Origin of the sequence: Bradyrhizobium sp. Rc2d (assembly GCF_900099855.1) — a bacterium.
Taxonomy (GTDB): Bacteria; Pseudomonadota; Alphaproteobacteria; order Rhizobiales; family Xanthobacteraceae; genus Bradyrhizobium.
Map to the genome: position 1 here is coordinate 1 of NZ_FNCU01000042.1, position 26,711 is coordinate 26,711.

The 26,711-nt window shown below is 64.8% G+C and carries 20 protein-coding genes and 2 tRNA genes; 2 read left to right on the forward strand and 20 right to left on the reverse strand.

Features of this window, described 5'->3' with window-relative positions; all coding sequences use genetic code 11:
- The 3 genes from BLV07_RS34525 to lipA all read right to left on the reverse strand — a co-directional run.
- Nucleotides 1-254 (reverse strand): transposase (locus tag BLV07_RS34525; protein ID WP_176945947.1); only part of this gene is annotated, 254 nt, incomplete at its 3' end.
- 875 nt (nt 255-1,129) lie between these two features.
- Complete coding sequence (locus BLV07_RS34535) at nt 1,130-1,600, reverse strand: type II toxin-antitoxin system RatA family toxin (protein ID WP_091894796.1); 471 nt, start codon at nt 1,598-1,600, stop codon at nt 1,130-1,132.
- Nucleotides 1,601-1,606: 6 nt separating this feature from the next.
- Entirely contained in the window at nt 1,607-2,563 is a 957-nt protein-coding gene (lipA, locus tag BLV07_RS34540; RefSeq protein ID WP_091894798.1) for a lipoyl synthase, read from the reverse strand.
- 130 nt (nt 2,564-2,693) lie between these two features.
- Here lipA and BLV07_RS34545 point away from each other — a divergent pair, with 130 nt between their 5' ends.
- Nucleotides 2,694-3,296: a DNA-3-methyladenine glycosylase gene (locus BLV07_RS34545; protein ID WP_091894800.1), complete on the forward strand. Its 603-nt coding sequence runs from the start codon at nt 2,694-2,696 to the stop codon at nt 3,294-3,296.
- Nucleotides 3,297-3,298: 2 nt separating this feature from the next.
- On the opposite strand, the gene BLV07_RS34550 is transcribed toward BLV07_RS34545, so the two are convergent.
- From BLV07_RS34550 to BLV07_RS34600, 11 genes are all read right to left on the reverse strand, one after another.
- Complete coding sequence (locus BLV07_RS34550) at nt 3,299-6,175, reverse strand: valine--tRNA ligase (RefSeq protein ID WP_091894802.1); 2,877 nt, start codon at nt 6,173-6,175, stop codon at nt 3,299-3,301.
- A 126-nt stretch (nt 6,176-6,301) separates the two neighbouring features.
- Nucleotides 6,302-7,063 (reverse strand): PopZ family protein, encoded by a 762-nt coding sequence (locus tag BLV07_RS34555; RefSeq protein ID WP_176945948.1) that lies wholly within the window; start codon nt 7,061-7,063, stop codon nt 6,302-6,304.
- Nucleotides 7,064-7,365: 302 nt separating this feature from the next.
- The gene (locus BLV07_RS34560) at nt 7,366-8,751 is read right to left on the reverse strand and encodes a TolC family outer membrane protein (protein WP_091894806.1); all 1,386 of its coding nucleotides are present in this window, start codon (nt 8,749-8,751) and stop codon (nt 7,366-7,368) included.
- Nucleotides 8,752-8,955: 204 nt separating this feature from the next.
- Nucleotides 8,956-9,618: a protein-L-isoaspartate O-methyltransferase family protein gene (locus BLV07_RS34565; RefSeq protein WP_176945949.1), complete on the reverse strand. Its 663-nt coding sequence runs from the start codon at nt 9,616-9,618 to the stop codon at nt 8,956-8,958.
- 143 nt (nt 9,619-9,761) lie between these two features.
- The gene (locus tag BLV07_RS34570; RefSeq protein ID WP_091894810.1) at nt 9,762-9,941 is read right to left on the reverse strand and encodes a hypothetical protein; all 180 of its coding nucleotides are present in this window, start codon (nt 9,939-9,941) and stop codon (nt 9,762-9,764) included.
- Nucleotides 9,942-10,153: 212 nt separating this feature from the next.
- Nucleotides 10,154-10,228 (reverse strand) — tRNA-Asn (locus BLV07_RS34575).
- 126 nt (nt 10,229-10,354) lie between these two features.
- Nucleotides 10,355-10,723: a hypothetical protein gene (locus tag BLV07_RS34580; RefSeq protein ID WP_091894812.1), complete on the reverse strand. Its 369-nt coding sequence runs from the start codon at nt 10,721-10,723 to the stop codon at nt 10,355-10,357.
- A 213-nt stretch (nt 10,724-10,936) separates the two neighbouring features.
- Entirely contained in the window at nt 10,937-12,640 is a 1,704-nt protein-coding gene (locus BLV07_RS34585; protein WP_091894814.1) for a flotillin family protein, read from the reverse strand.
- Nucleotides 12,641-12,662: 22 nt separating this feature from the next.
- Nucleotides 12,663-13,322 (reverse strand): OB-fold-containig protein, encoded by a 660-nt coding sequence (locus BLV07_RS34590; protein ID WP_091894815.1) that lies wholly within the window; start codon nt 13,320-13,322, stop codon nt 12,663-12,665.
- A gap of 13 nt (nt 13,323-13,335) precedes the next feature.
- Nucleotides 13,336-14,499: a PspA/IM30 family protein gene (locus tag BLV07_RS34595; protein WP_091894817.1), complete on the reverse strand. Its 1,164-nt coding sequence runs from the start codon at nt 14,497-14,499 to the stop codon at nt 13,336-13,338.
- Between the two features lie 763 nt (nt 14,500-15,262).
- Complete coding sequence (locus tag BLV07_RS34600; RefSeq protein ID WP_091894819.1) at nt 15,263-15,523, reverse strand: hypothetical protein; 261 nt, start codon at nt 15,521-15,523, stop codon at nt 15,263-15,265.
- A gap of 260 nt (nt 15,524-15,783) precedes the next feature.
- On the opposite strand from BLV07_RS34600, the gene BLV07_RS34605 reads away from it, so the two are divergent.
- Nucleotides 15,784-15,978, forward strand: coding sequence for a hypothetical protein (locus BLV07_RS34605; protein WP_091894821.1), 195 nt, complete (start codon nt 15,784-15,786; stop codon nt 15,976-15,978).
- Between the two features lie 406 nt (nt 15,979-16,384).
- On the opposite strand, the gene BLV07_RS34610 is transcribed toward BLV07_RS34605, so the two are convergent.
- The 6 genes from BLV07_RS34610 to BLV07_RS34635 all read right to left on the reverse strand — a co-directional run bounded on the left by BLV07_RS34610 (nt 16,385) and on the right by BLV07_RS34635 (nt 26,511).
- A tRNA-Cys gene (locus tag BLV07_RS34610) sits at nt 16,385-16,458 on the reverse strand.
- Nucleotides 16,459-16,577: 119 nt separating this feature from the next.
- Nucleotides 16,578-17,318: a tRNA-uridine aminocarboxypropyltransferase gene (locus BLV07_RS34615; RefSeq protein ID WP_091894824.1), complete on the reverse strand. Its 741-nt coding sequence runs from the start codon at nt 17,316-17,318 to the stop codon at nt 16,578-16,580.
- Nucleotides 17,319-17,354: 36 nt separating this feature from the next.
- A complete protein-coding gene (locus tag BLV07_RS34620) occupies nt 17,355-20,459 on the reverse strand; it encodes an efflux RND transporter permease subunit (protein ID WP_091894826.1) in 3,105 nt (1,034 codons plus the stop codon).
- Nucleotides 20,459-23,608, reverse strand: coding sequence for an efflux RND transporter permease subunit (locus BLV07_RS34625; RefSeq protein ID WP_091894828.1), 3,150 nt, complete (start codon nt 23,606-23,608; stop codon nt 20,459-20,461). The genes BLV07_RS34620 and BLV07_RS34625 overlap by 1 nt, the downstream gene beginning before the upstream one ends.
- Nucleotides 23,609-23,645: 37 nt before the next feature.
- Nucleotides 23,646-25,037, reverse strand: coding sequence for an efflux RND transporter periplasmic adaptor subunit (locus BLV07_RS34630; protein WP_091894830.1), 1,392 nt, complete (start codon nt 25,035-25,037; stop codon nt 23,646-23,648).
- Nucleotides 25,027-26,511 carry an efflux transporter outer membrane subunit gene (locus BLV07_RS34635; RefSeq protein ID WP_091894832.1) on the reverse strand — a complete coding sequence of 495 codons (1,485 nt, stop codon included), beginning with the start codon at nt 26,509-26,511 and terminating at the stop codon, nt 25,027-25,029. Before BLV07_RS34635 ends, BLV07_RS34630 begins: the two co-directional genes overlap by 11 nt.
- Nucleotides 26,512-26,711 lie beyond the last annotated feature (200 nt).

Below are 26,711 nucleotides of genomic sequence, written 5' to 3' on the forward strand. Positions count from 1 at the left end.
TCGCGTTCAAGAGCGCGCGAGGATCGTATCCGGTTGGTGTAGCCATAAAGATAGAGCTTCAGCAGATCGGCAGGATCGTAAGGCGGTTGTCCCGCCCCGCCACCCGACCCGGCATGACCGAAGCCAAGCCGCTCAAGGTCCAGCGCTGCGACAAACGCCTCGATCGCCCGAACCGGGTTCTCTCGACCCACATAATCTTCCACCCGCGCGGGCAGAAGGCTGACCTGATCCCGGCTCACCCCGGTCTTGAACATGCGATTCGTCATACCGAATCGTACACTCGTTCACCCAAACGGCTAGGATTCTTGCCCAACCTCGCAGCGCAATCCGGGATTCGCTCTGCGGACACAGGGGTCCCGGATTACGCTTTCGCTCCATCCGGGCTACAATCCGTTGCGTTGCCCGTCGGGCAAAACACACAACCGACGGGGCAATCGTAACAAGTGAAAATATTCGCCTTTACAGAATTTCTGATTTGTCGCATTCTACCGCCACCTCATCCCCAGTCAGAGGGGCGTATCGCGATCGTCACGAAACGCGGGATGGGCCGTGGTGGACGCTGGCAGCACCGGCGCGATGAGGCAATCGCAGGGCGGGAGACCGTGAGCGAGGCCTTCGCGCAGACGACAGGTGCGACCGGCGTACGGCAAAACCGTGTCGTCCTGACGCCCGGGGCCTGTGCGTCAAGTCTTGCGGTGATGCGTTTCGTCCGACCGGGCGCGCGCATCAGCCATCCGCAAGGCGACGGGGGCAATAGTGCATCGCTCCCCGGGGAGAGCTCGGCATAAGCCGTCAAACCACTGCGCAGGGAAGGCCGGGTTGTTTCCGGCTCCACCTGTATGCCGCTGTGCAGCTTCTTGTAAGCACACGCTTTCGCACAGTGGACCGCGGGTGCCCAGCCGGCACCCGGTCTTCCCTGCGCCCTCTGACAAAAGAGGGTATCGAGATGGAGCATGCCTCGGGTGAGAAGAGCCGCGAGGACGCGAGGCTGCGTCCGCGGGAGCCTCTTGCTCGTCATTGCGAGCGCAGCCAAGCAATCCAGACTGCCGCCGCGAGCACACTCTGGATTGCTTCGTCGCAAGAGCTCCTCGCAATGACGGCGGAGAGAGAGCGGTGCCCGCCGGGAAGACTAGGACGACGCCAGCTTCGGCCGGCCGTAGATCGCGTCGGCCCGCTTTTCGAACGCAGTGGAGAATCGCGCGAATGCAGCGTCGAACATCGAGCCCATCAGCATCGCCAGCATGCGGCTCTTGAACTCGTAGGAGAGGAAGAACCCGACGTCGCAGACGCGCTCGCCTTTGGGCTCGAACGTCCAACGGTTTTCGAGATTGCTGAACGGACCTTGCAGATATTCGACGAGAATCTTCAAATTGGCGCGGTCGAGCGTCACCCGGCTGGTGAAGGATTCCTTGACCAGCTTGAACGACACCGTCATGTCCGCGACCAGCACCTCGGTGCCGTCAGGCTTCGCCATGCGCTGACGCACCTTCAGCGCGCTGCACAGCGGCACGAATTCCGGGTAGCGCTCGACGTCGGCGACCAGATGAAACATCTCGGATGCGCTGTGATTGACACGGTGCTTGCTCGAAAATTTGGGCATAGCGGGTCAGCGGGCGTTAGCTGCCCGCGCGGCCTTCAGTCTCGCAAAATCCTCGCCGGCATGATGCGACGAGCGGGTCAGCGGGCTCGCCGATACCATCAGAAAGCCCTTGGTATAGGCGACCTTCTCGTAGGAGGCGAACTCGTCGGGCGGCACGAAGCGCATCACGGCGTGATGCTTGCGGGTGGGTTGGAGATACTGGCCGATGGTGAGGAAATCGACTTCGGCCGAGCGCAGATCGTCCATCACCTGGAGCACCTCGTGGCGCTCCTCGCCGAGCCCGACCATGATGCCGGACTTGGTGAAGATGGTGGGATCGAGCTCCCTGACCCGCTGCAGCACCCGGATCGAGTGGAAATAGCGCGCGCCGGGGCGCACCGTGAGATAGCGCGACGGCACGGTCTCGAGATTGTGGTTGAACACGTCCGGCTTCGCCGCGACGACGACCTCGAGTGCCCCCTCCTTGCGCAGGAAGTCCGGCGTCAGGATCTCGATCGTGGTCGAGGGACACGCGGCGCGGATCGCGCGGATGGTCTGAGCGAAATGCTCGGCGCCGCCGTCGGCGAGGTCATCGCGGTCGACCGAAGTGATGACGACGTGTGCCAGCCCCAGCTTGGCGGTTGCCTCGGCGACGTGCTGCGGCTCCGAGGCATCGAGCGAGTTGGGCAGGCCGGTCTTGACGTTGCAGAAGGCGCAGGCACGGGTGCAGGTGTCACCCATGATCATGAAGGTCGCGTGCTTTTTGTCCCAGCACTCGCCGATATTTGGACAGCCCGCCTCCTCGCATACCGTGTGCAGGCCGTTGGCCCGTACGATGTTGCGGGTGTCGGCATAGCCGCGGGTGTTGGGCGCGCGCACGCGAATCCAGTCCGGCTTCGGCGGCGAAGCGGAATCGGGCCGGTTCACCTTTTCGGGGTGGCGCGGGCGCAGCGGGTTCGAGATGGTATCGACAATAACGACCATGGGGTGTCCGGTCTGTTCTGGTCCTACCTAGTCGGTCTGGCCAAGCATCGCAACCCGGCTCGCCCCGCTTCAGAGAACATGGCAGATATGGGCAATATCCTGCTCTGTTCTCAGGCGATTCTCACCTCGAATGGCTCCAAGATCGAATGCCTCTCCATTGCGGCTTGGCAAGCCGCTGAAGCGGACCTTTTTCGGCCGCAGCGTCCACGAGGTCGCGCCCGACCTGATCGGTGCCACTATGCTGGTCGATGGCGTCGGCGGAATCATCGTCGAGGTCGAGGCCTATCATCATACCGACCCGGCCGCGCATTCCTATCGCGGGCCGACGCAGCGGAACCAGGTGATGTTCGGTCCGCCCGGCTATGCCTATGTCTACCGTTCCTACGGCATCCACTGGTGCGTGAACTTCGTCTGCGAGGAGGAAGGCTCGGCCAGCGCCGTGCTGATCCGCGCGCTGGAGCCGACCCATGGCTTGCCTGCGATGCGACGCCGCCGCCATCTTCAGGACATGCACGCGCTGTGCTCGGGCCCGGGCAAACTGACCGAGGCGCTCGGCATCACCATCGCGCACAACGCGGTGCCCCTCGACCGGCCACCGATCGCACTGCATGCGCGGACGGAGGGTGTCGAGGTCGCTGCCGGCATCCGGATCGGTATCACCAAGGCGGTGGAACTGCCCTGGCGCTACGGCATCAAGGGCTCGAAGTTTCTGAGCAAGCCGTTTCCGAAATAGGGCTACGATGCCTGCTTCAGCCGCTCCAGCGCTTCGAGCAGCTTGGCCTTGCGCGCCAGCGCCGCCTCGCGCTTTTCGCGCTCCTCCTCGACGACCTCCTCGGCCGCGTTGGCAACGAATTTCTCGTTTGCCAGCTTGGACTCGGCGCGCTTGATGTCGGCGTCCGCCTTGCCGATCTCCTTGTCGAGGCGCGTGCGCTCGGCGGCGACGTCGATCACGCCCTTCAGCGGCAGCGCAGCCACCTCGCCGCGCACCAGCAGCTGGACCGCACCGTCAGGCGCGCGGTCGGCGAAGGAGATGTCCGACAGCCGCGCCATGCGCTTGATGACATCAGTCCAGCGCGGCGCGCGCTCCCTGGTCTCGGCCGAGGCGCCGGCGAGCACCAGCGCCGTCAGCGTTGCCGGCGGGATGTTCATCTCGGCGCGGACCGAGCGGATTTGCGTGACGAGGTCGATCACCCAGCCGATCTCGGCCTCGGCCACGGGATCGGTGAAGTCGGCATGGTCGAACAAGGGCAGCACCCAAGCCGGCGAGACGAGCGGATCTGTCGGCCCTGCCGTCGCCGCAAGCATCGCAAGCTGCTCCGGCGTCGGCTGCGCCGGCTTCAGTGGCCACGGCGCCAATGCGAGCAGGCCGTCGCGCTTCGCCGTCACCTCCCACAGCTCTTCGGTGATGAAGGGCATGAAGGGGTGCAGCAGCTTGAGGATCTCGTCGCGCGCCCAGGCGACCATGGCGCGGGTCTCGTCCTTGGCGGGACTGTCCGGACCGAGCAGCACGGGCTTTGCGAGCTCGACATACCAGTCGCAATAGACGTTCCAGACGAAGCGGTAGATGCTGCCTGCGGCATCATTGAAGCGATAGGCTTCGATCGCCTCGGTCACCTCGCGCGTCGTGTGCGCGCTCTCATGCGCGATCCAGCGGTTCAGCGTTTCCTTCGCCTTCGCCGGTTCGAAACCTTCGGGCACGGCGCAATAGTTCATCTCCGCGAAGCGACAGGCGTTCCAGAGCTTTGTCGCGAAATTGCGGTAGCCCTCGACGCGGCTGGTGGCGAGCTTGATGTCGCGCCCCTGCGCCGCCATCGCGGCCAGCGTGAAGCGCAGCGCGTCGGCACCATATTCGTCGATCAGGTTCAGGGGATCGATGACGTTGCCCTTCGACTTCGACATCTTGGCGCCCTTCTCGTCGCGGACGAGGGCGTGGATGTAGATGGTCGAGAACGGCACCTCCTTCATGAAGTGAAGGCCCATCATCATCATGCGAGCGACCCAGAAGAAGATGATGTCGAAGCCGGTCACCAGCGCATTGGTCGGATAGTAGCGCTGCACCTCCGGCGCATCTTCGGGCCAGCCGAGCGTCGAGAACGACCACAGCGCCGAGGAGAACCAGGTGTCGAGCACGTCCTCGTCGCGGGTGATGAAGCCTTCGCGCTTGTTGCGGTCGAGCGCCATCTCGCGCCCCTGCTCCGGCGTGATGACTTCCTGCTCGACGTAATAGCCGAGCGCGTGGCTGATCGCCTCCTCCTCGGACTCGGCGACGAACACCTTACCATCCGGACCGTACCAGGCCGGAATCTGGTGGCCCCACCAGAGCTGACGCGAGATGCACCAGGGCTGGATGTTCTCCATCCAGTCGAAATAGGTCTTTTCCCAGTTTTTCGGCACGAAATTGGTTTCGCCCGACCGCACCGCCGCGATCGCCGGCTTGGCCAGCGTCTTGGCGTCAACGTACCACTGGTCGGTCAGATACGGCTCGATCACGCTGTTCGAGCGATCGCCATGGGGGACCATGTGGGTGTGCGGCTCGATCCGCTCGACGAAGCCGAACGATTCAAGCCGCTCGACGATACGCTTGCGCGCGACGAAGCGATCGACCTTGTGGAACTCCTCGGCGAACTGCGAGGCGCCTTCGGGCAGGTCGCGCAGATAGTCCTCGTTGTTGAGGAGATCGAGACAACCTTCCCTGTCGAGAACGCTGATCCTGCGCAGGCCGTGGCGATTGCCGACCTCGAAATCGTTGAAGTCGTGCGCCGGCGTCACCTTCACCGCGCCCGAGCCCTTGTCCGGATCGGAATACTCGTCGGCGACGATCGCAATCTTGCGGCCGACCAGCGGCAGGATGACATTTTTGCCGATCAGCTTCTGATAGCGCTCGTCATCGGGATGCACGGCAACGCCGGTATCGCCGAGCATGGTCTCGGGGCGCGTGGTGGCGACGACGATGAAGCTCGAGGGATCCTCGGGGCTGAACGTCTTGCCCTCGATCGGATAGCGCAGATACCAGAGGCTGCCCTTGACCTCGACCTGTTGCACTTCGAGATCGGAGATCGCGGTCAGCAGCTTGGTGTCCCAGTTCACCAGCCGCTTGTCCTTGTAGATCAGCCCATCGCGGTGCAACTCGACGAACACCTTGACGACGGCCTTCGACAAGCCCTCGTCCATGGTGAAGCGCTCACGCGACCAGTCGCAGGAGGCGCCGAGGCGCTTGAGCTGGTTGATGATGGTGTCGCCGCTCTCGGCCTTCCACTGCCAAACCCGCTCCAGAAATTTCTCGCGGCCCATCTCGCGGCGGCTGGGCTGCTGGCGCTCCATCAGCTGGCGCTCGACCACCATCTGCGTCGCGATGCCGGCGTGGTCGGTGCCGGGCTGCCACAGCACGTCGCGGCCGCGCATGCGCTCGAAACGGCACAGGATGTCCTGAAGCGTATTGTTGAGGGCGTGGCCCATGTGCAGCGAGCCCGTCACGTTCGGCGGCGGGATCACAATGGTGAACGGCACCGCGTCGCGGCGGTCGGGGCGGCCGGCCTTGAAGGCGAGGCTGTCCTCCCACACCACGGACATGCGGGTTTCGATATCGGCGGGCTGGTAATTTTTTTCGATCATGGGGCTGCTAGAAAGCCGCGCGCGCGGTTCAAGTCAACGGGAAGCTCAACGGCGGGCGCTTTCGGCCCGGACCGCAGGCCGAATATGACGCAGGAGCAGGGCTTTATCGGGGCCGCACGGCCCGTCTCAGCGGCCTCCGCGCGAGACCCGCTCGATTTCGGCCTTCACAATGCGTTCAACCAGGCCCGGCAGGTTGTCATCGAGCCAGGACTTCAGCATCGGACGCAGCATCTCCTTGACCAGATCCTCCAGCGTCCGCGCATTGCTGCTCAGAACCGTGTGGGCCAGCGAGTTGAAGGCGGATTCGACCGCGGAGACCGTCGATTGCGCGAGGATCGGCTGCTGCGGCGGCAGCGGCGGTGCATCGAAGTCCACCGGTGCGTAAGACGATGGTGGCGCGGTGCGCGGCGGCGGCGATTCGGCGAATTCAAGATCGTCGCGCGGCTCGACCTTGTGGAAGCTGGGTGGCGGCGGAGGCGGTGTCGGGTCCATCGCCATCTCGTCGGTCAATTCGAGCACGTCGGGCTCCGGCTCGGGCTCGGGAGCGCGGACCTCCGGCGCAGGCGTGGCCGCGTCGAGCCCGGCCAGCAGCGCGTCGATGTCGTCCTGGCTGTTGGATGCGTCCGCCGCAGGTGCGGGCGGCGGCGGCGCCGGCTTTGCGGCCGGCGGCGGTGCGGGCTTTTCGGCGGCGGGTTTGGGCGGAGCGACCTTGGATGGCGGAATGTCGTTCATCGCCTGCGGCTTTGGCGGCGCGGCGGGCGCCGCAGCCTTCTCGGGTTTGGCGGCCTCTGTCGGCGGCGGCTTGGCCTCATCGTCGGCAATGATGCGCCGGATCGAGGCCAGAATCTCCTCCATCGAGGGTTCTGTGACCTTTGCAGGCTGCGTCATCTCCGACTCCACATCATCAACGCCCTCGCATGCGTTGTTTTACACCAAGCACGACAGGATTGGCCGGTTCCGGAACGACGGCCCGACATTTTCGTCGCGGCAGCCCGACTTGTCCCCAGATCACGGCTCAACGTGCGGCGGTGCGCCCCTGCCCGCGGCACTCAAGCTTTACGTACACGGCATCGATACGGGCGAATCGACCCGCATCTTCTTGGCAAGGCTATGTCAGGGATTTTGATGATTGCAAGCAAAGCGCCGGTCGGCCTCGGCTATTGGCGAGGCCGACCGGACACTTACGGAAATCAGCGTCCGTCGGGCGTGCGCACGCCGGCCCAGCTGTCGCGGACCTGATGGTAGTGGACGCTGGGATCATAGACGGTGGTCGCAAGACCGAGCACCTGCGGCGACAGGCGGCCAACGGCCGCGAGGACGTTATAGGACGCAACCACGCGATCGTGCTGCGCGGTCACCAGCGCAACGCGCGCATTGACCAGGGCCTGTTGCGCGTTGAGGACGTCGAGGGTGGTGCGCTGGCCGGCCTTGGCTTCCTCGCGCACGCCGTTCAGCGCGATCTCGGACGCGGCGACCTGCGCCTGTGCGGACTGCACCTGCGCCTTGCCGGCCTGCAACGAACCCCACCACTGCACGACGGTCGCGCGAGTCTGGTCGCGCGTGGTTTCGAGGTTGAGACGCTGCTGCGCCAAGTTTTCCTTGGATTGGCGGATCAGCGAATATTCACCACCGCCCTGATAAATCGGCACCGAGACCTGCGCGATCGCGGATGCGTTGAACGAGCGCAACTGAATCAAGGACTGTTCGTTGGACTGCGTGGCCGATGCCTGGATCGTAACCGTCGGCAGCAACGCACCTTCGGCGACTTTGACCTGCAAGAAATTGACGTCGATGCCGTACATTGCGGCCGTGACGTTGGGATGCTCGACCAAGCTGAGCTCGACGGCCGAAGCGAGCGTTGACGGCAGGAACCGGTCGACCGGCGAGCCCGGTGCGAGGTTCGTCGGCTCGTTGCCGATGATGCGGCGGAAGTTCGCCCGCGTCGTGGTGAGATTCGCTTCGGCGGTGAGCGCCTGCGTCTTGCCGGCAGCCAGTTGCGCTTCCGACTGCGCAACGTCGGTGCGCGTCACTTCGCCGACGTTGAAACGATCACGGGTCTGCTTCAGCGTCTGTTCGAGCACGCGCACGTTGCTGCGCTGGACTTCCAGCGTCGCGGCGTCGCGCAGATAGTCCATGTAGGTCGTTGCACCCTGCAGCAACACGCTCTGATCGAGGCTGCGCAGCGCTTCGCGGGCACCGGACACCTGACTCTCCGCCGCCCGCGTTCTGTTGGCGGTCTGGTTGCCATTGTAGAGCGTCTGCGAAGCGGTTATTCCAGCGCTGCGAGGTACGGTGGTTCCATGGATTGAGTTACTCCCCACGCCACTCTGCAAATCCTGATATTGATAGCCACCGTTCGCCGTCAGCGAGACCTTGGGGCGATAGCCAGACAAGGCTTGAGGCACGTTCTCGTCGGTCGAGCGCACCTGGGCGCGCTGTGCGTTGAGTTGCGGATTGTTCTGATAGGCGCGCACCAGCGCGGACTCGATCGTATCCGCCAAGGCAGGCATCGGCCCGGCTAGCGACAGCAGCAGGACCGAAACCGCAGCTCCGGTGAAGAGCTTCACCCCATGCATCCCTGAAATTCCGTTCATTCTAACGCCCGGCTCGTGCCCGCGAGCTGGGTTACCGTCTACCGAGTGGAGTCGTTGCCCCGCCGCAACATAGGACGGGGATTGTCGCGACGGAACCACCTCAAGGTAGTTCACGGCGGAAACTCTTCACGTGCAGCATCCCGGCCACACTTCTGATTCAGAACGGGATTTTTAGGCCCTGGGACCTCAGAACACGAAGGCAGCGGCCCGTTCCAGCCCGGGAAGGACCGGGGCGGCGGCATCAAACAGCGCCCGATAGCCGAATTCACCGTGGCTATGGGTCACGATCACGGCCCGCGGCGGCTTGGATTCGGCCGACACTCCCACCAGGCGCCCGCCTTCCTTCAGCTGCCCGAGCAACGCCTCCGGCGTTGCCTCGGCAGCGCCGTTGAGAACGATCACGTCATAAGGAGCGGTGGAGGGATCACCCTCGCTGCAGGAAGCGACCTTGCAGGTGACATTGGCGAGCCCAAGGGCGGCGAAGGCGTCCTTGGCCTTGGCGGCCACAGCCGAATCACATTCGGTCGCGGTGACCTGGCCGGCGAGCTTGGCGGCCAGCGCGGCGAGATAGCCCGTGGCGCAGCCAACGACCAGCACATTGTCGCCCTCGCCGATTTCGGCAGCCTGGAGCAGCTTGCCGGTCAGCTGCGGCTTGATCAGGAACCGCTTGGCGCCGCCCTCGCTCACATCGAGATCGAGGTCGAGATAAGCCAATGCCTGCCGGCTGGCCGGCACGAAGGCCTCGCGCGGAACCGTGAGCATGGCATCGAGAATACGGCGGTCGGTGACGTCATTGGTGCGCACCTGGCCATCGACCATTTTTTGGCGCGCGGTCGAGAAACCGGACATTTGCGGACCCTGAAATGCGGACGATGCCGCGGAGATGAGTTGGCGGCATCTTTGGAACATGCCCGGCAAAAACGCAACATAGCCGTTGGCCGCGAGAGCCCTGTGGCTTGGCGCAGCTCACCGCATCAGGGGTGCGGAACGGCTCATTCGATCGCCACCGCGAGGCGGCCGATCAGAGCGGCGACCTCGTCCAGCCGCGCCGAGTCGGGCGCCTCGACCGCACGCGCAAGGCAAGCGACGCATTCATCGTCGCTGAGCTCGGGAACGTCGGCCGGCAGAATCGAGGGGGCCATATGAGCACGGTCGACCTGGATGTCTGGCATGGGAATCAGCTCCGTAAGGATCCGGCACTGGCCAGGCTCAATTTGAATTGAGTCGATTTGGCGCCGTCCTCATGGCGCGACGGCGCTGCCGGACACGTCTGCTTGAACCGATTCCGCGGGGTTCGGCACCTGACGGTGCTCGCAGATCGCGCGAACGGGATCGCGCGCCACATCAGGATGCAGCTTCAATGCATTGAAATATAAGTGAAAGTTGGCTCCCCGGGCTGGATTCGAACCAGCGACCATCCGATTAACAGTCGGATGCTCTACCGCTGAGCTACCGAGGAAAAGGCGAACCAGTCGTTCGCGCGCGGCTGCGTATAACAAAGCCGGTTGCGCTTGCAAAGACGAATTCGTCATCTTCCGCAAGGAGCCGGACTCAGGAGCGGCTCCTCACCCGGCCAAGTCAAGGCTTACTCGGCGAGGAACGAGGTGGTCTTGGTGCCGGAGTCGTAACGCAGCCGAAGCGCGGTGATCCTGCAGAGGTTGACGTTCCTCCACAGCACCGCCTCGTCATAGTTCTGCCAGTCGACGCGAATGTTCCAGACACATCCCTCGTCGTCCTCATCGAACTCGACATAGGTGCTCGCCTGGTTCTGTAAGACCCTATCGAGCTCGTTGTCCCATTCGTCCAGGCCGTCGTCAGGCGCGTTGAAGCCGAGGAACTTGATGGCGTAGCCGGTCTCGTTGACGACGGTGACGTTGCGGGCATCAGCCGCGAGCGACGGCGCGGCGGCGATCGCAAGCCCGATCGCGACCAGTCCAGACAGAAAATACTTCATTGAAAAACTCCCGATCGAAACAGGCTTCGGCGCCTGGCGTCGATCGGCGCAGGCGCCGCGGCAACAAATGACATTGCCTCGAAAGATCCGTCCGGAGCGCAATCGACGGGTTCAAGACACCCATCGACCAGCACTCCGGAAGACGTGCGCGACGCGAGACACGCGCGGCCTGTTTTTTATCGTTTCGAATTCTCCGCAGCAATGAACGGGCATTCATAGATCGGCAGAGTTTGCTTTCTCCGGTGCGGGCGCGACCGCCGGCACCGCAGCGCCGTTGCCCTTCCCCGTCACGGCGCCGACCAGCGCCTTCACGGGATCTTCGCCCGGCGCAAAGCCGCTCTGACGCAAGATCTCGTCGATCATCGGACGCAGCGCATGCACCTTGAGCAGTTCGCCGGCGAGCCCTTCGCCGAAGCCGACATTGCCGCCGGCGCCGTTACCATTGCCGCCGAAGGCGCCGCCGGTATGCAGGATGCGGACGTCCTTGAGATTGGCGATCGGCTTCACCATCTCGGCGAGCGCTTCCGGCATGGTCTCGATCCGTTTCTTGGCGATCTCGAAATCGATGACGTTGCTGCCGAGCTTGTTCTGCGCCTCGTTCTTCATGGTGATGACGGCGGCCTCGGCCTCACCGATGTTGCGGACGCCGACCGCCTTGATCTTGTTGGACTCGGCTTCGGCGGTGGCCAGCGTCGTGATGGCCTCGGCACGGTCGAGCGCCGCCTTCTTGTCCGCCTCGGCCGCGACGATCACCTCAGTCGATTTGCGCTCGGCCTCGGTACGCGCGGCAAGCACCTGGGTCAGACGGGCGCGATCGGCAACCTCAACGGCGCGCGCGGTCACGACCTTTTCCTCGGCGGAGACGGCGAGCGCTTCGGCCGTCTTGGCTTCGGCGACGGCCTCCGAGGTCTGCTTGCTCTTGGCGGCGATCTGGATCTCGTTCTCCTGGGTCGCGATCTGGATTTCGCGCTGCGCGTCGGTCCTGCGCTTGTTGATCGCCAGATCCGACTCGATCACCGCGGTTTCCTTGACCTGCTTGGCGCCGGCCTCCTTTTCCGCGACGGCCCTGTCGGTGTCGATGCGGGCGTTCTCCTCAGTCAGGCGCGCGGTCTGTGTCGCAGTCGCGACCTCGGCGCGGGTGCTCGCGGTCTTGTTGGCGATGTCACGCTCCTGCGAGAGTTCGGCCTCCTTCTTGGTGCGTTCGATGGTCAGGGTCTGCTGCCGTGCTTCGAGATCCTTCTGCGCGATCGCCACCTCGTTGTCGCGGACGATGGCATTGCGGTCACGGCGGCGGGTCTCGGTAATGGTCTTGAGTTGGGTCAGGCCTTCGGCGTCGAAGAAGTTTTCCGGATTGAAGAACTTGACGTCGGTCTGGTCCAGCTTCGTCAGCGACACCGATTCCAGCTCGAGGCCGTTCGATTTCACATCGGACTCGACCGTGGACTGCACGTGTTTGACGAAGTCCGAGCGCTTCTCCTGGAGCTCCAGGATGGTCATGGTTGCGGCCACCGAACGCAGGCCGTCGACGAATTTCGCCTCGACCTGGTTGCGCAGCGCCTCGGCATCGTTGGTCAGCGCGCCCAGCGTCTGGCTTGCAAGCGCGATACTCTCCTCGTCGGGACGGACGCGTACGTAGAACTCGGCGACGATGTCGACGCGCAGGCGGTCCTTGGTGATGAGGGATTCCCGCTCCTTGCGCTCGACGGTGAGCCGCAGCGTCTTCAGATTGACGCTAGCATAGGAGTGGAAGATCGGCAGGATCATGGCGCCGCCGTCGAGCACGACCTTCTTGCCGCCGAGGCCGGTGCGCACGAAGGCCTCGTCGCGGGTGGCGCGCTTGTAGAGAATGGTGAAGACGATCCCCAGGACGACGATCAGCGCGACGCCAATCATGGCCGGGACTGCGATGTCGAACATGACTTTCTCCGATAATGACGTGCTAGCTGCTTAGAGTGGGCTTGGAGGGTTTGAGTTCATCGTCGGCCTTGACCGCCACGAAGCGGGTGCCATCGCGGTCGACCAGCAGAACCATGGTTCCCTGCGGCAGCGGCGATGATGAAGCTGCTGCGACGGCCCAGACGAAGTGACGGTTGCCGTGGACATCGGCGACGCTGACGCGGCCAGGCGGCCCCTGGTCGAGCGGACCGACGACGACCTCACCGACCCGGCCGACGAGATCGCCGAGGCCGACGGCGTAGCTCTCGTCCTTGGGAATGACCCGCGCGATGGCACGGCTTGCGCCGCGGACCAGCGGAACCGATACGGCGACCGCCCCGATCGAGGCGATCGCCGCCGGCAACGGACCGGCCACCATCCGCGCGACGTCCTGGATCAGGAAGCCCGTGATGGAGAAGGCGCCGAGCAACAGCAGCAGGAAGATCAGCAGCGGCACGCCACCGACATTGATCCATGAGATCGCGTTGATCACGCCATTGTCGCTGGGGTGGCCGAAATCGATGTTGGTGCCGAGCATCTCGCTGAGCGAAGCCCCGACCAGCATCGAGACCACCTCGATCGAGCCGACAATGACGATCATGGCCGCCGCGATCGCGAACGGCCTGACCTCCGGCGACATGACGTGTTCGAGCAGAGCGCTCATGATGACACGGCACTCAGGAGCGCGACTTCAGCCGGGCCAGCCTCGCTGCAATTTCCTTGTCGCGATGCAACGTGCTGAGCTCGTCGATGTCGCTCGAATAAGGGATGCCCGGCGGCACGCCGGTGACCCGTGCCACCGCCCTGCCCGCGCGCAGCGCCTTCGCGGCTGCAGAACCGCCGCCCGGCTTGCGGGGTGATGTCGACGCCTGCTGGCTTGCGACGGCCTCGCTCTTTTCGAGATCGGCGCGGCGCTGCTCGGCATCCTGGAGCGCCGACAGCACGGCGCGCAGGGACGTCACGCATTGCTCGATCTTCTCGTTGTTCTCGTCGATGGCGCGCGAGAGCATCTCGAATTGCGCCTCCAGATCCATCTGCCGCGCGATGCCGGCGCGCGCGAGATCGTCGCGCCCGTCCGTGATCGCCCCTTCGATTTTGGGAGCGAGCTCGGCCATCTCGCGCTCGATCTCGGTGCGGCGCGCGTTGAGGCGGTATTCCTCGGCGCGCGCGGCCGCGAGCGCATCGCGCGCCTCGCTCTCGGCGCGCTCGATCTCGCGGATGGCTTGGCCAACCACTTTGAGCTTGTTCTTGCCTTCCGCCTGCTCGATCGCGTCATAGGCAATCCCCGCGATCAGACGCCCGACCCGGGACAGGAAATTGTCGGGGGCGGCAGCGATGGTATCCATAGCGTTCTCCTCCTCTGGCAGAATGTTCGGCGTGACGCCGTAGTGAACTTCGAAACCGTCGTCGGTGCGGATCAGGTGCGCGGGCACGCTCTGCCCCCAGCCCTCGGCATAGCCGGCATAGTCGAAGGGCACGCTGAAGCGGCCTTGCACGGTTGCAATGGAAATGGTGGCGGGGCCCTTGATCTTGGCGAGCTTGTCGTCCAGCGGCAGCCGGCGGCCCTGCGACGCGCGATAGGCGACACCGTCGCGCAGGCCCAGCGTCACCAGGCGTGAGGGCAGCGCGGTCTGCTTGCGGATCGGCTCATAGGCATGGGCATGGAGCAGGACCACGTTGGAACCTACATTGTGGCGCCGCGCGACCTCGTCGAGAATCTCCATCATGCGGTCATAAGCCCTAAACGTCGCCTCCAGCGCGGCCTTGGCAGCCGGATCGGGGGCAAGCCTGTAACGCAGCGCAGATGGAGCGTTTCGGGGCGACGGGCTCATGGAAAGCACTAAAGCACCATTTTGGTGCTTTAGGAAGAGGAGTTGCGATCACGGTCCGCTGATCCCTAGGCACTCTATCGGTTAGTCGCCGTGGTCCGGGCCCGCGTTCAAGCCGGGCGATCACCTCCAGATCACAACCGATAAAGGTTTCCTGCACGCGTTGGTTGCAATTGAGACGAAATGCGGGGAGCGTTCGGCATCCCGTAACCGCCCCCGCCACTCTCGTGTCCCGGACAAGCCGCAACGCCAAAGGCGTTGCGGCGGAGAGCCGGGATCCAGGCGACGATCGCCGCTCGATGACGCGTGGGCCCCGGCTCGGCTGCGCATCACTTCGTGCTGTGCAGCGTCCGGGGCACGAGATCGAGGTTGAGGCACACCGCTCTCTCCACGTCATTGCGAGGAGCTCTTGCGACGAAGCAATCCAGAATCTTTCCGCGGAGGGATTCTGGATTGCTTCGCTTTCGCTCGCAATGACGGAGAATGAGCACCCATGTAGCTTTTCCAACCGGCATCTCAATCGCAGACACAGCCGCGCCTCCTCGCGGTTTTGCCTCTGACTGGGATGAGCTGGCGCGGCAATGCGACAGATCAGAACTTGCGTAAATTTTTGCCTTGTCACGGCATCGCGTCACGGGATTGCGAGCGCCAGACTTGGCGTCGCGTCCGTCGAGCGCGCACCATCACTCAACAGCTTGTCCGCAGCATATTCACAGACACGGATCGGTGGATTTGCGTGGCGCGCACGCCACTTGCTGCGCACAAATCCACAGGACTAGCCGCCGGCCTGGTCGAACACGCTGCGGCAGGCTTCACTCAGGCTGGCCCGGTTGCGCCGCAGGCACGCGGTGATGGCACGGACGTTGGGGATTTCGCCGGCGCAGAGACGATAGACGTCGGGCGTGCAGGCTCGGCGCTGCTCCGGCGTTCCCTGCGCATGGGCGGCGGAGGCAAATTGCGTCAGAAACAGCCCGACGGTCGAGGCGCGGCGCGCCCGGTTCTTCACACCTGCAAACCGCAAGAACCTCGCCTTCATGACTGCTCTCCCGTTCTGCCCTGCCCGCCCCGGCTGCGTTGGCCGGTGTCGCGACAGACGGTGCGAGAAATAAACCTGCGGGGATGTGATTTTATTCACAGTGCTCGCAAGCGGAGGAACCTAGAGTTCCCAAAGAAGATTTTCAGGAATCGCTAACCAATCGGGACCTGATCGCCGGATCGTTAAAATGCGAACGATCGGGTCAATCGGGAAACAAACCGCCTTTGCGACATTGCGCCATCCGCGTTCCGGAGGGTGTGATGAGCGAAGCCGAATTCAACTTGCTGCTGGATGCCGTCCGGGACGTCATGATTCACGAAGATTTTGCGTCCGCGCCGGAGGAGGAATTCGTGCCCCGCTCGTGGTCGTACGCCGCAATGCCCAAAGCCGCCAATGACAATGAGGGCGCTTGGCCCCTCCTGCCCTTTCCGGACGGCTGGTACGCAGCCTGCTGAGCCACCTTCGCTGAGAGTGGAAGCGCCCGCCTCGCGGGCGTTTTGCTATCGGCATGCGCAGCAAACCCGGCACAGCGACGATCAAGTCTTGACGCGCTCCTCACCGTCCTGCGGCACTCGGTCGGATGCGACTGGCGGAAAAATGCTGTCATAGATTGCGCGCGCCTCGCGAATGAGGCGAGCTCGCTCCAGCTCGGATTTCGGGACAAATCGGACGATGTCGCCCACGGCTTCTCCAACGCTCGGTTGATCGGATATCCCGCCCAACCGATGCGAACTCTATGCCAACGGGCCTGAATCGCGGGTTCCCAACCGGTCACGGGCAAACCCGGTAGCGAGCCGCGCGAAAGCAATACTTGCGGAACCTGAGCCGAAGCGAGTTTATGTTGAAGAATCAGAGGCTTGATGGAGGCCACGACCAGAATTGAACTGGTGTACACGGTTTTGCAGACCGTTGCGTAACCACTCCGCCACGTGGCCCCGTAAGGCCGGAGCAATATAGGGGATGAAGGGTTTAGGCAACCGCCTTCGTCCCACTTTCCAGGCGACTTCCAACGCCTTGATGGAGCCCTCGAGCGCTATGCTTTTGCTCCAGCCTGTCAGGCTCGCTTGCGACGCCGGAAGTCGCGGCGGCCGCGCTTCGGGGCAGGTCTGGGCGCCAATTCCGGCATCTCGGCCTGAACCTCACGGTAGCGCGCCAACAGTCGCTCAAAACTTGCGTGCAGGGTGTCGGCGATATCCGGACGCCGCTCGAGGCCCGCGAGGATCGTCGCGGCGGCCTCGATGGTCGAGAGGCCGTCGCGGCGTGGCTCCTTACGCAAGCGCCCGTAGCGCGAGGGGTGCGCGGGGTTCAGGATCACGCGCTGACACTTCAGCATCCAGGGATTGCGCCACCACAGCGCCTTGGCCTGGCTCCAGGTGCCGTCGAGCAGCACCACGCCTTCGAGCTTGCCGAGGATCGCCCGCTGATTTTCTGCGACCTCGCCCTTGCGGTTGAGCGCGACGATCTCGCCTTCGGCCTCGAGATCGGCGGCGCGGGCCGAGCCGAGATAGAGCACGGCCCAACGCGCGGCATTCTCGACCGGCCGGCCCAGCGCCTTGGACAGGCTCGGCCAGGACAGGCCGACGCGCACCGTGGCATCTTCGAAATGCTTCGCGAGCACCCGGGCGGTGCCGAGCGCCCTGTCCTGCTCCTGCGGGTGCTGGAGGATCAGGAGTGACAGCCGATTTTCAATGGGCGTGACGCTGTCGCAGATGCACAGTGGCATCGGCTTCTGGCAGTGCGGGCATTCGGGGATGGGCTCGGCCGGCGCGGCGGCGGTATCGGGCGCGTTGGACATGGCGCCGCTATACGCTCGATGCGGCGCCTCAACAACCTATTCCGCCGGCGCGGCCAGCGGGCGCGGCGCGGTTCGCCGGCGCAGACGGTCGATCAGAAGGTAGATCACCGGCGTCGTGTAGAGCGTCAGGATCTGCGAGACGAACAGGCCGCCGATGATGGTGATGCCGAGCGGTCGGCGCAGTTCCGTGCCGGGGCCGGTCGCGACCACCAGCGGGATGCCGGCGAACAGCGCCGCCATCGTCGTCATCAGGATCGGGCGGAAGCGCGCCTGGCAGGCCTCGAAGATCGCCTCCGCCGAGGACAGCCCGCGCTGGCGCTCGGCATCGAGCGCGAAGTCGACCATCATGATGCCGTTCTTCTTGACGATGCCGATCAGCAGGATGATGCCGACGAAGGCGATCACGGTCAGCGGCGTGTTCGTCAATTGGAGCGCAAGCAGCGCGCCGAGGCCGGCCGAAGGCAGCGTCGAGATGATCGTGAGCGGATGGGCGAGGCTCTCATAGAGCACGCCGAGCACGATATACATCGCGACCAGCGCGCCGAGGATCAAGAGCGGCTGACGGCCGCTGGTCTTGGCGAAATCGCCGGCATTGCCATCAAAGCTGCCGCGGATGCCTTCCGGCATGTGCAATTCCTCGACCGCACGCTGGATGTTCTGCGTCGCGGCCTGGAGCGGCACGTCGGGCAAGAGGTTGAACGACACCGTGGTCGAGGGGAAAGACTGCGAGTGATAGACGGCGAGTGCGGCGAGGCCTCGCGTCGCATGGACCACGGCGGACAGCGGTACCTGCGCGTCGCCCGCGCCGGCGACATAGATGCGTTCGAGGTTGGAGGGATCGACCTGGAATTTCGGGTCGATCTCCAGCACGGTCATGTACTGGTTGCGCTGGGTGTAGATGATTCCGATCTGCCGCTGCGCGAAGGCGTTGTTCAGCGCATTGTCGATGTCCTGCACCTTGACGCCGAGCGCCGAGGCCTTCTGGCGGTCGATCGACAAGGTCAGCTGAAGCCCGCCGGGATCGCGATCGCTGGAAATGTCGGTGATGCCTTCGACGCTCTCCATGCGTTTGGCCACGATCGGCGCCCATTTCTGCAGCAGGCCGAGATCGGTGCTGGTCAGCGTGTACTGGTAGTCGGAATCGCTTTGCCGTCCGCCGGCGCGCACGTCCTGGGCGGCGAACATGAAGAGGCGGATGCCGGGCACGGGGTACAATGCTCGCCTGAGACGGTCGATGACGACCTGCGTCGAGACGTGGTCGCGCTCCTCCGGCGGCTTCAGGCTGATGAACATGGTGCCGCGGTTCGAGGTGGCGCCGCCGGGGCCCACGCCGCTGCCGACGGTCGAGCCGATGCCGGCCACGGCCGGATCCTGCATCACGATGTCGGCGAGGCGTTGCTGCAGGCCGAGCATCGACTGAAACGAGATGTCGGCCGAGGCGCGCGTCGCCCCGATCACGAAGCCGGAATCGTCGGTCGGGAAATAGCCTTTGGGGACCTTGATGTAGAGCGTCACCGTCAGAGCGATGGTGGCGAAGAACACCAGCAACGTCAGCAGCGGGAATTCCAGCGCGGTGCGCAGGGTGCGGGTATAGAAGGCGACGATGCGCGACAGTGAGCCCTCGATCAGGCGATCGAACAAGGTCGCGGTGCCGGACGTGGTCTGCCGGATGTAATGGGCGCAGATCATCGGCGTCACCGTGAGCGACACCAGCGTCGAGACCAGGATCGCGAAGGTCAGCGTCAGCGAGAATTCGCGGAGCAGCCGGCCGACGATGCCGTCCATGAAGATCAGCGGCGTGAACGCCGCGATCAGCGACAGGCTGATCGAGACCACGGTGAAGCCGATCTGCTTCGCGCCCTCCTGCGCCGCCCGGAACGGCCGCATGCCATGCTCGAGATTGCGGAACATGTTCTCGATCATGACGATGGCGTCGTCGACCACGAAGCCGACGGAGATCGCCAGCGCCATCAGCGACAGATTGTCGATCGAGAAGCCCGCAATCCACATGCCGGCACAGGTGCCGGCCAAGGCCAGCGGCACCGAGATGCCCGCCGCGATCGTCGGCGTCAGCCGCCGCAGGAACACGAACACCACGATCATGACGAGGAACGCGGTCGCCAGCAGGGTCCATTGCATGTCCAGGACGCTGGCGCGGATCGTGCCGGTGCGATCGACCAGCGTGGAGATCTCGACGCCGGCCGGGATCCACTGCTTCAGCGCGGGGATCAGCGCCTTGACCCTGTTGACGGTGTCGATGACGTTGGCATCGCCCTGCTTGGTGATCTGGATCAGCACCGCCGGCTGCTTGTTGAACCAGGCGATCGAGCGGGCGTTGCGGACGGAATCCTCGATGTCGGCGACGTCGGAGAGCCGGACGAAATGGCCGTTCGAGCTCTTGATGACGATATCGCGAAACTCTTTCGCCGTGCGCATCTGCCGATTGAGCGCCAGCGTCTCGCTCTGGCGCTCACCGTTGAAGATGCCGACGGGACCGAGCGGATTGGCGTTGATGATCGCGGTCCTGACGTCATCGGTGGCGATGCCCGCATTCGACAGCGCGACCGGATTGAGCTGCACCCGCACGGCCGGCTGATCGGCGCCGGAGACCGTGACGTCGCCGACACCAGGCACCTGTGATATGCGCTGGGCGATGACCGTATCGGCGACGTCGTAGATCGCGCTGGCCGACAGCGTCTTCGAGGTCAGCGCCAGCACGAAGACGGGCGCGCCGGCCGTGTTGGCTTTGCGAAAGCGTGGCAGTGTCGGCAGGTCGCTCGGCAGATCGATGAGCGAGGCGTTGATGGCTGCCTGCACGTCTCGGGCGGCCTTGTCGATGTTGCGGCCGATGTCGAACTGGAGCTGGATGTTGGTCGTGCCAAGCGAACTCGTGGACGTGATCTGGTTGATGCCGGCGATCTCCCCGAGCCGCCGCTCCAGCGGCGAGGCCACCGTCGCGGCCATCACGGACGGATCGGCGCCGGGCCGGCTGGCCGAGACGAAGATGGCGGGAAAGTCGACATTCGGGACCGAGGCGACGGGGAGGAACTCGTAGGCGACGACACCCAGCAGGAACAACCCGATCGACAGCAGCGTGGTCGCAACCGGGCGGCGGATGAAGGGCTCCGAGATCGACGCCATCACTGCATCCCCTCGGTCGCGCCCGCGACCGGCGGGCCGCCGGATTCGGCCGGCGGCAGCGCCTGCTCGAGGCGGCGGTTGATGCGGTCCAGTGCGAGGTAGATCACGGGCGTGGTGTAGAGCGTGAGCAGCTGGCTCAGCAGCAGGCCGCCGATGATGGAGATGCCGAGCGGGAAGCGCAACTCGGCGCCGGTACCGCTCTCGATCGCGAGCGGCAGCGCGCCGAACAGGGCCGCCAGCGTCGTCATCATGATCGGACGGAAGCGCAACAGACACGCCTGCACGATCGCCTCGTTCGGCGACATGCCCTGCCCGCGTTCGGCCTCGAGCGCGAAGTCGATCATCATGATCGCGTTCTTCTTGACGATACCCATCAGCAGGATGATGCCGATCAGGCCGATCACCGAGAGGTCTTGCCCGCACAGCACGAGGGCCAGGATGGCGCCGACGCCGGCCGAGGGCAGCGTCGACAGGATCGTGATCGGGTGGACGTAGCTCTCATAGAGCACACCCAACACGATGTAGATCGTGATGACGGCGGCGAGCAGCAGCCAGGGCTGGCCGGCGAGCGCCTTGGCGAACTCGGCGGCATCGCCGGCATAAACACCGACGATGCTGTTGGGCATGCCGATCCGGGTTTCGATCGTCTTCACGGCCTCGACGGCATCGCCGAGCGCCGCGCCCGGCGCGAGGTTGAAGCTGAGCGACACGGAGGGGAATTGCGCCTGGTGCGAGATCGCGAGCGGCGCCGTGGTGCGCTTCAGCGTCGCCACGGCTGACAACGGCACCTGGGCGCTCGGCGCGCCGACGGTAGAGCTCGCGGCGCCCGGCAGATAGAGCTTCGACAGGATCGAGGGATCGCGCTGGTACATCGGCAGCGCCTCCAGCACGACGCGGTACTGGTTGGCCTGGCCGTAGATGGTCGAGATCTGCCGCTGTGCAAACGCATCGTTCAGCGTGTCGGTAATTCCTTGCAGACTCACGCCGAGCTGACCGGCGCGGGTACGGTCGACATCGAGCTGTGCCCGCAGGCCGCCTTCCTGCGCCTCCGAGGAGACGTCGCGGAACAGCGGGTCGCGCCGCATCTCCGCCACCAGCTTGCTGGCCCATTCCGAGACCAGCGTCGCATCGGTGCCGGTCAGCGTGTACTGGTATTGCGAGCGGCTCGACTGGGTCGAGATCTGCACGTCCTGCACCGGCTGGAAATAGACGGTCATGCCGGGGATGCCTGACACCCTCTCCTTCAGGCGGATCACGACCGCCGCGACATCGTCACGCCGTTCACCGCGTGGTTTCAGGGTCATGACGAGGCGCCCGACATTGGTGGTCGGGTTGACCGAGCCGGCGCCGATGACTGAGACCACGCCGACCACATCGGGATCAGCCTTGATGGCAGCGGCGGCCTCGGCCTGCCGCTTCTGCATCTCCGCGAACGACACGTCGGGTCCGGCTTCCGTCACCGCCGTGATCGAGGCGGTGTCCTGAAGCGGCAGGAAGCCTTTTGGCGCGACGACATAGAGGACGAGGGTCGCAGCCAGCGTGGCGAAGGTCACGAGCAGTGTGGCGCGCTGACGCTCCAGCACCCACAAAAGCGTGCGGTGATAGAACTCGACGGTGCGGTCGATGAAGCGGCTGATCGCAGCGAGTCCAGGAACCGCCAGCTCCTCATGGGCGTGCTTGAGCAGCCGCGAGCACATCATCGGCGTCAGCGTCAGCGAAACCACCGCCGAGGTGACGACCGCGATGGTCAGCGTCAGCGCGAATTCGCGGAACATGCGCCCGACGAGGCCCGACATGAACAGAAGCGGGATGAAGACCGCGATCAGCGACACCGTCAGCGAGATCACGGTGAAGCCGATTTCGCTCGCGCCCTTGAGCGAGGCTTCCATCGCACTCTCGCCATTCTCCATGTGGCGGACGATGTTCTCGATCATGACGATGGCGTCGTCGACGACGAAGCCTGTGCCGATCGTGAGCGCCATCAGCGACAGATTGTCGAGGCTGAAGCCGGCAAAATACATGATGCCGAAGCTCGTGATCAGCGACAGCGGCAGTGCCACGCCCGCGATCAGCGTGGCGCGCAGCGAACGCAGGAACAACAGCACCACCAGGGTCACCAGCACGACGCTCAGGATCAGCGTGAACTGGACGTCATGGACCGAGGCACGAATGGTGACGGTGCGGTCGGAGACGATGGTGAGGTTCACGCCGGCCGGAATCGCGCGCTGCACCTTGGGGATCTCGGCGCGGATCTGGCTGACAACGTCGATGACGTTAGCGCCGGGCTGGCGCTGGATGTCGATGATGACGGCGGGCGTGCCCTGGTACCAGCCGCCGGTGCGGTCGTTCTCGAGACCGTCGACGATCTGCGCGACGTCGGCAATGGTGACGGGCGAGCCGTTGCGGTAGGCGATGATAACGGGCTTGTAGGCGTCCGCCGCGGCGATCTGGTCATTGGCCGCGATGATGTAGGATTGCTGCGCGCCGTCGAGCGAACCTTTCGGCCCCGAGACATTGGCATTGGCAATCGCGGTGCGCAGATCCTCCATGGCGATGCCATAGGCCGCGAGCCGCGCCAGGTCGGCCTGGATGCGCACGGCCGGCTTCAGCCCGCCGAGCACCGAGACGCGTCCGACACCGGAGATCTGGCTCAAGCGTTGCGCCAGAATGGTGTCGGCGATATCGCTCATCACCCGCAGCGAGATGGTGTCCGAGCGCAGCGCCAGCGTCATCACCGGCGCGTCCGCCGGGTTCACCTTGGCGTAGGTCGGCGGATAAGGCAGCGTCTTGGGCAGCACGCCGGCCGCCGCATTGATCGCAGCCTGAACGTCCTGGGTCGCGCCGTCGATGTCGCGGTTGAGGTCGAACTGGAGCGAGATCTGGCTGACGCCGAACGAGCTCGTCGAATTCATCGCCGACAGCGACGGGATCTGGCCAAGCTGCCGCTCCAGCGGCGCGGTGATCAGCGAGGCGATCACATCGGGGCTCGCACCCGGAAGCTGGGTCGTCACCTGCACGGTCGGGAAATCGACCTGCGGCAGCGCCGAGACAGGGAGCGCGAAGTAGCCGAGCGCGCCGCCGATCAGCAGCGCGATGCCGAGCAGCGAGGTTGCGATCGGTCGTCGGATGAAGGGTTCGGAGACACCCATGGGTTACGCCTGCCGCGTCAAGCGGCTGTTGTCGGGATCATGGCTGCTTGGCTCCACTTCCCGTTGCCCCCGGCCCCGGTGCTGGCCCGGTCTGTCCCTTCTGGTCGCCCTCGCTGCTCTTGCGCTTGGCGCGGAACTCGCCGTCTTTGCCCTGTCCGTCCTTCTGGCCTTCCTTGGCACCATCCTTCTTCTGAGCGTCCGGCCCGCGGGAGCGCTTGCGCGGGGCAAGATCGGCCGAGGGGGTCTGGTCGTCGCGGCCGACCGTCACCTTGGAGCCGTCGGACAAATTGGCAAAGCCCGTGGTGACGACCTTGTCGTTCGGCGACAGGCCGCTGGCGATGACGGCGTCATGCTCGTTCTGCTGCGTGACCGTCACGGGCTTGGCCGAGACGATGTTGTCCTCGCCGATGACATAGCTGAAGGTCCCGATCGGACCACGCTGCACCGCAGAGGTCGGCACCACCAGCGCCTGCGCCAAGGTCTCGACCTTAAGGCGGACATTGACGAACTGACCCGGCCAGAGCTGGTAATTGGCGTTAGGGAATTCCGCCTTGAGCCTGAGCGTGCCGGTGGTCTGGTCGACCTGGTTGTCGATGCCGGTGAGCTTGCCGGTATCGATCACCGTGATGCCGTCATTGCCGAACACGTCGACAGCGAGCGCACCCTTCGCCGCTGCGGCGTTGACGCGCATGATTTGCTGCTGCGGCAGGCTGAACCACACTGCGATCGGCTGCAACTGCGTGATGACGACAAGGCCCGTGGTGTCGGAGGCGTGGATGATGTTGCCCTGGTCGACCTGGCGTAGGCCGACGCGGCCCGAGAGCGGCGCCACGATCTTGGTGTAGCTCAGCGTCGCCGCCGCATTGTCGATCGCGGCCTGATCCGCCTTCACCAGCGCCTCAGTCTGCGCCACCAGGGCCCGCTGGGTGTCGGCCTGCTGCTTGGAGCCGGCATTGGTGGCGGCGAGCTGCTCGTAACGCGTAAGGTCAATGCGCTGATTGGCGAGTTGGGCCTGATCCTGCGCCTTCTTGGCCACAGCCTGATCGTACTGTGCCTGATAAATCGCCGGATCGATCTCGCCGAGCACGTCGCCCTTCTTGACGTCCTGACCTTCGGTGAAATTGACCGCGATCAGCTTGCCGTCCACCTGCGAGCGCACGGTCACGGTATTGAGCGCGCGGATCGCACCGACGCCGTCGAGATAGACAGGCACGTCTTGGACGCGCGGGCTCACCGCCAGCACGGGCACCGGCAGATCGGGCCGCTGGTTGCGGTTGTTCGCCTGCTGCTGATGCGTGACGGTCCAGCCGAGATAACCAAGGCCGCCGAGGATCGCGAGCGTGATCAGGGTCATGACCAGGCCGCGGCCGCGCGATTTTTTCGCCGTCCCCTCCTTCGCGCCTTGCTTCGTCTCCGGCTTAAAGAGCATTGACCGGTTTCTCCATCCTCGGCTCCCAACCGCCGCCGAGCGCCTGGTACAGGCTGACGATGGCGAGAAGCCGCGCGAGTTGGGCCTGCGACAGCGCGTCTTCCGCCTGGAACAGGGTCAGTTGGGTGTTGAGCACGGTCACGATGTCGGCAGTGCCGGCGCGCAATTGCTGCTCGGAGAGATCGAAGGCGCGGCGCGAGGCGGCGACGACATCGCGCTGCAATTGCAGCTTGATCGTGGTCTGCTTGATCGAGAACAGCGCGTTGTCGACATCGGCAAAGGCCTGGACGATGGTCTTGCGGTAGGTCTGCAGCAGTTCGTCCTGACGCGCCTTGGCAAGTTCGAAATTGCCGAGGATCCTGCCGCCGTCGAAGATCGGCTGCGTGGCACTGCCGACGAGCTGGAAGAAGGCGGCATGCGGCTGGAACAGCGAGACCAGCGCTGAGCTCTGATAGCCGCCATTGCCGGTCAGCTGGATCGTCGGAAAGAATTGAGCGCGGGCATTCCCGATGTTTGCGGTGGCCGAGGCGAGCTGCGCCTCCTGCCGGCGGATGTCCGGCCGCTGCGTCAGGATCTCGGACGGCAGGCCAGGCGTGACGCGCGGGATCGCGATCCGGTCCAGCGAGCCGCCGAGCACGCGCACACTCTCCGGCGGGCGCGATACCAACACAGCTAGCGCGTTGATGTTCTGGTCGAGCGTCTGGCGCAGTGGCGGCACCAAGGCCTTCTGGTTCGCGACCAGGCTCTCCTGCTGGGCGACGTCAAGATCGCTTCCGGTGCCGGCCTTACGCCGCTCCTTGACCGCATCGAGGATGCGTTGCGCGCTCGCGATGTTGCGCTGAGAGGTCCTGATGCGGTCCTGCGAGGCCAGTACCTGGAAATAGGCATTGGCGACGGCCGCCAGCGTCGTCAGCGCGACCGTGTCGCGATCGAAGCGGTTGGCGTTCGCCGTCTCCTCGGCCGTTTGCAGCGCATCGCGGTTCTGGCCCCAGAAGTCGAGCTGGTAGCTCGCGCTCAGCGAGGCCGAATAATTGACGACCTCGCGTCCGCCGATGGACAGGCCCGAGGCGCTCGAGCCCGAGGTACGTGAATAGGTTTCCGATCCAGCCGTGGACAGGCTCGGCAGCAGCGCCGCGCCCGCCTGCCGCGCCTGGGCGTCGGCCTGGACGATTCGCGCCACCGCAGCGGCGATGTCGAGGTTGACGGTCTGCGCCTCCTGCATCAGCTGCGTCAGCTCCGTGGAGCGGAAGCCGCGCCACCAATCCAGCGACGGCGGCGCATCCCCTTTGCCGGCGTATTTGTACTGCGTGGGAACATCGAGCGCGGGATCGGGAAGATCCTGCGTCAGCACGCAAGCGCCCGAACTGGCCGCGAGGCACAGCGCCGCAAGCCAGCGCGCCGCGTGCCGCGTCCTGGACGCAGACCCCGGAGACCGCCGCATGGCGATCGCAGGAACAATTTGTGTCACATCCACCCCCCGCCGGGCAGATCGAGCCGCCACCGCGAAGCCGGATTAACCGATTCGCGGCGGCACAGTCGGGGGGCGTTGGACGACTCGTTCACAGCTGTGATGCTTTCTGCGGAACCTGAGACCCATATTAGCCGGGCGCGGAACTGCGGGACAGTCCCGCAGGTGCGAGAGGCGTGTCGGAACGGACCGACGTCAGGACCGCG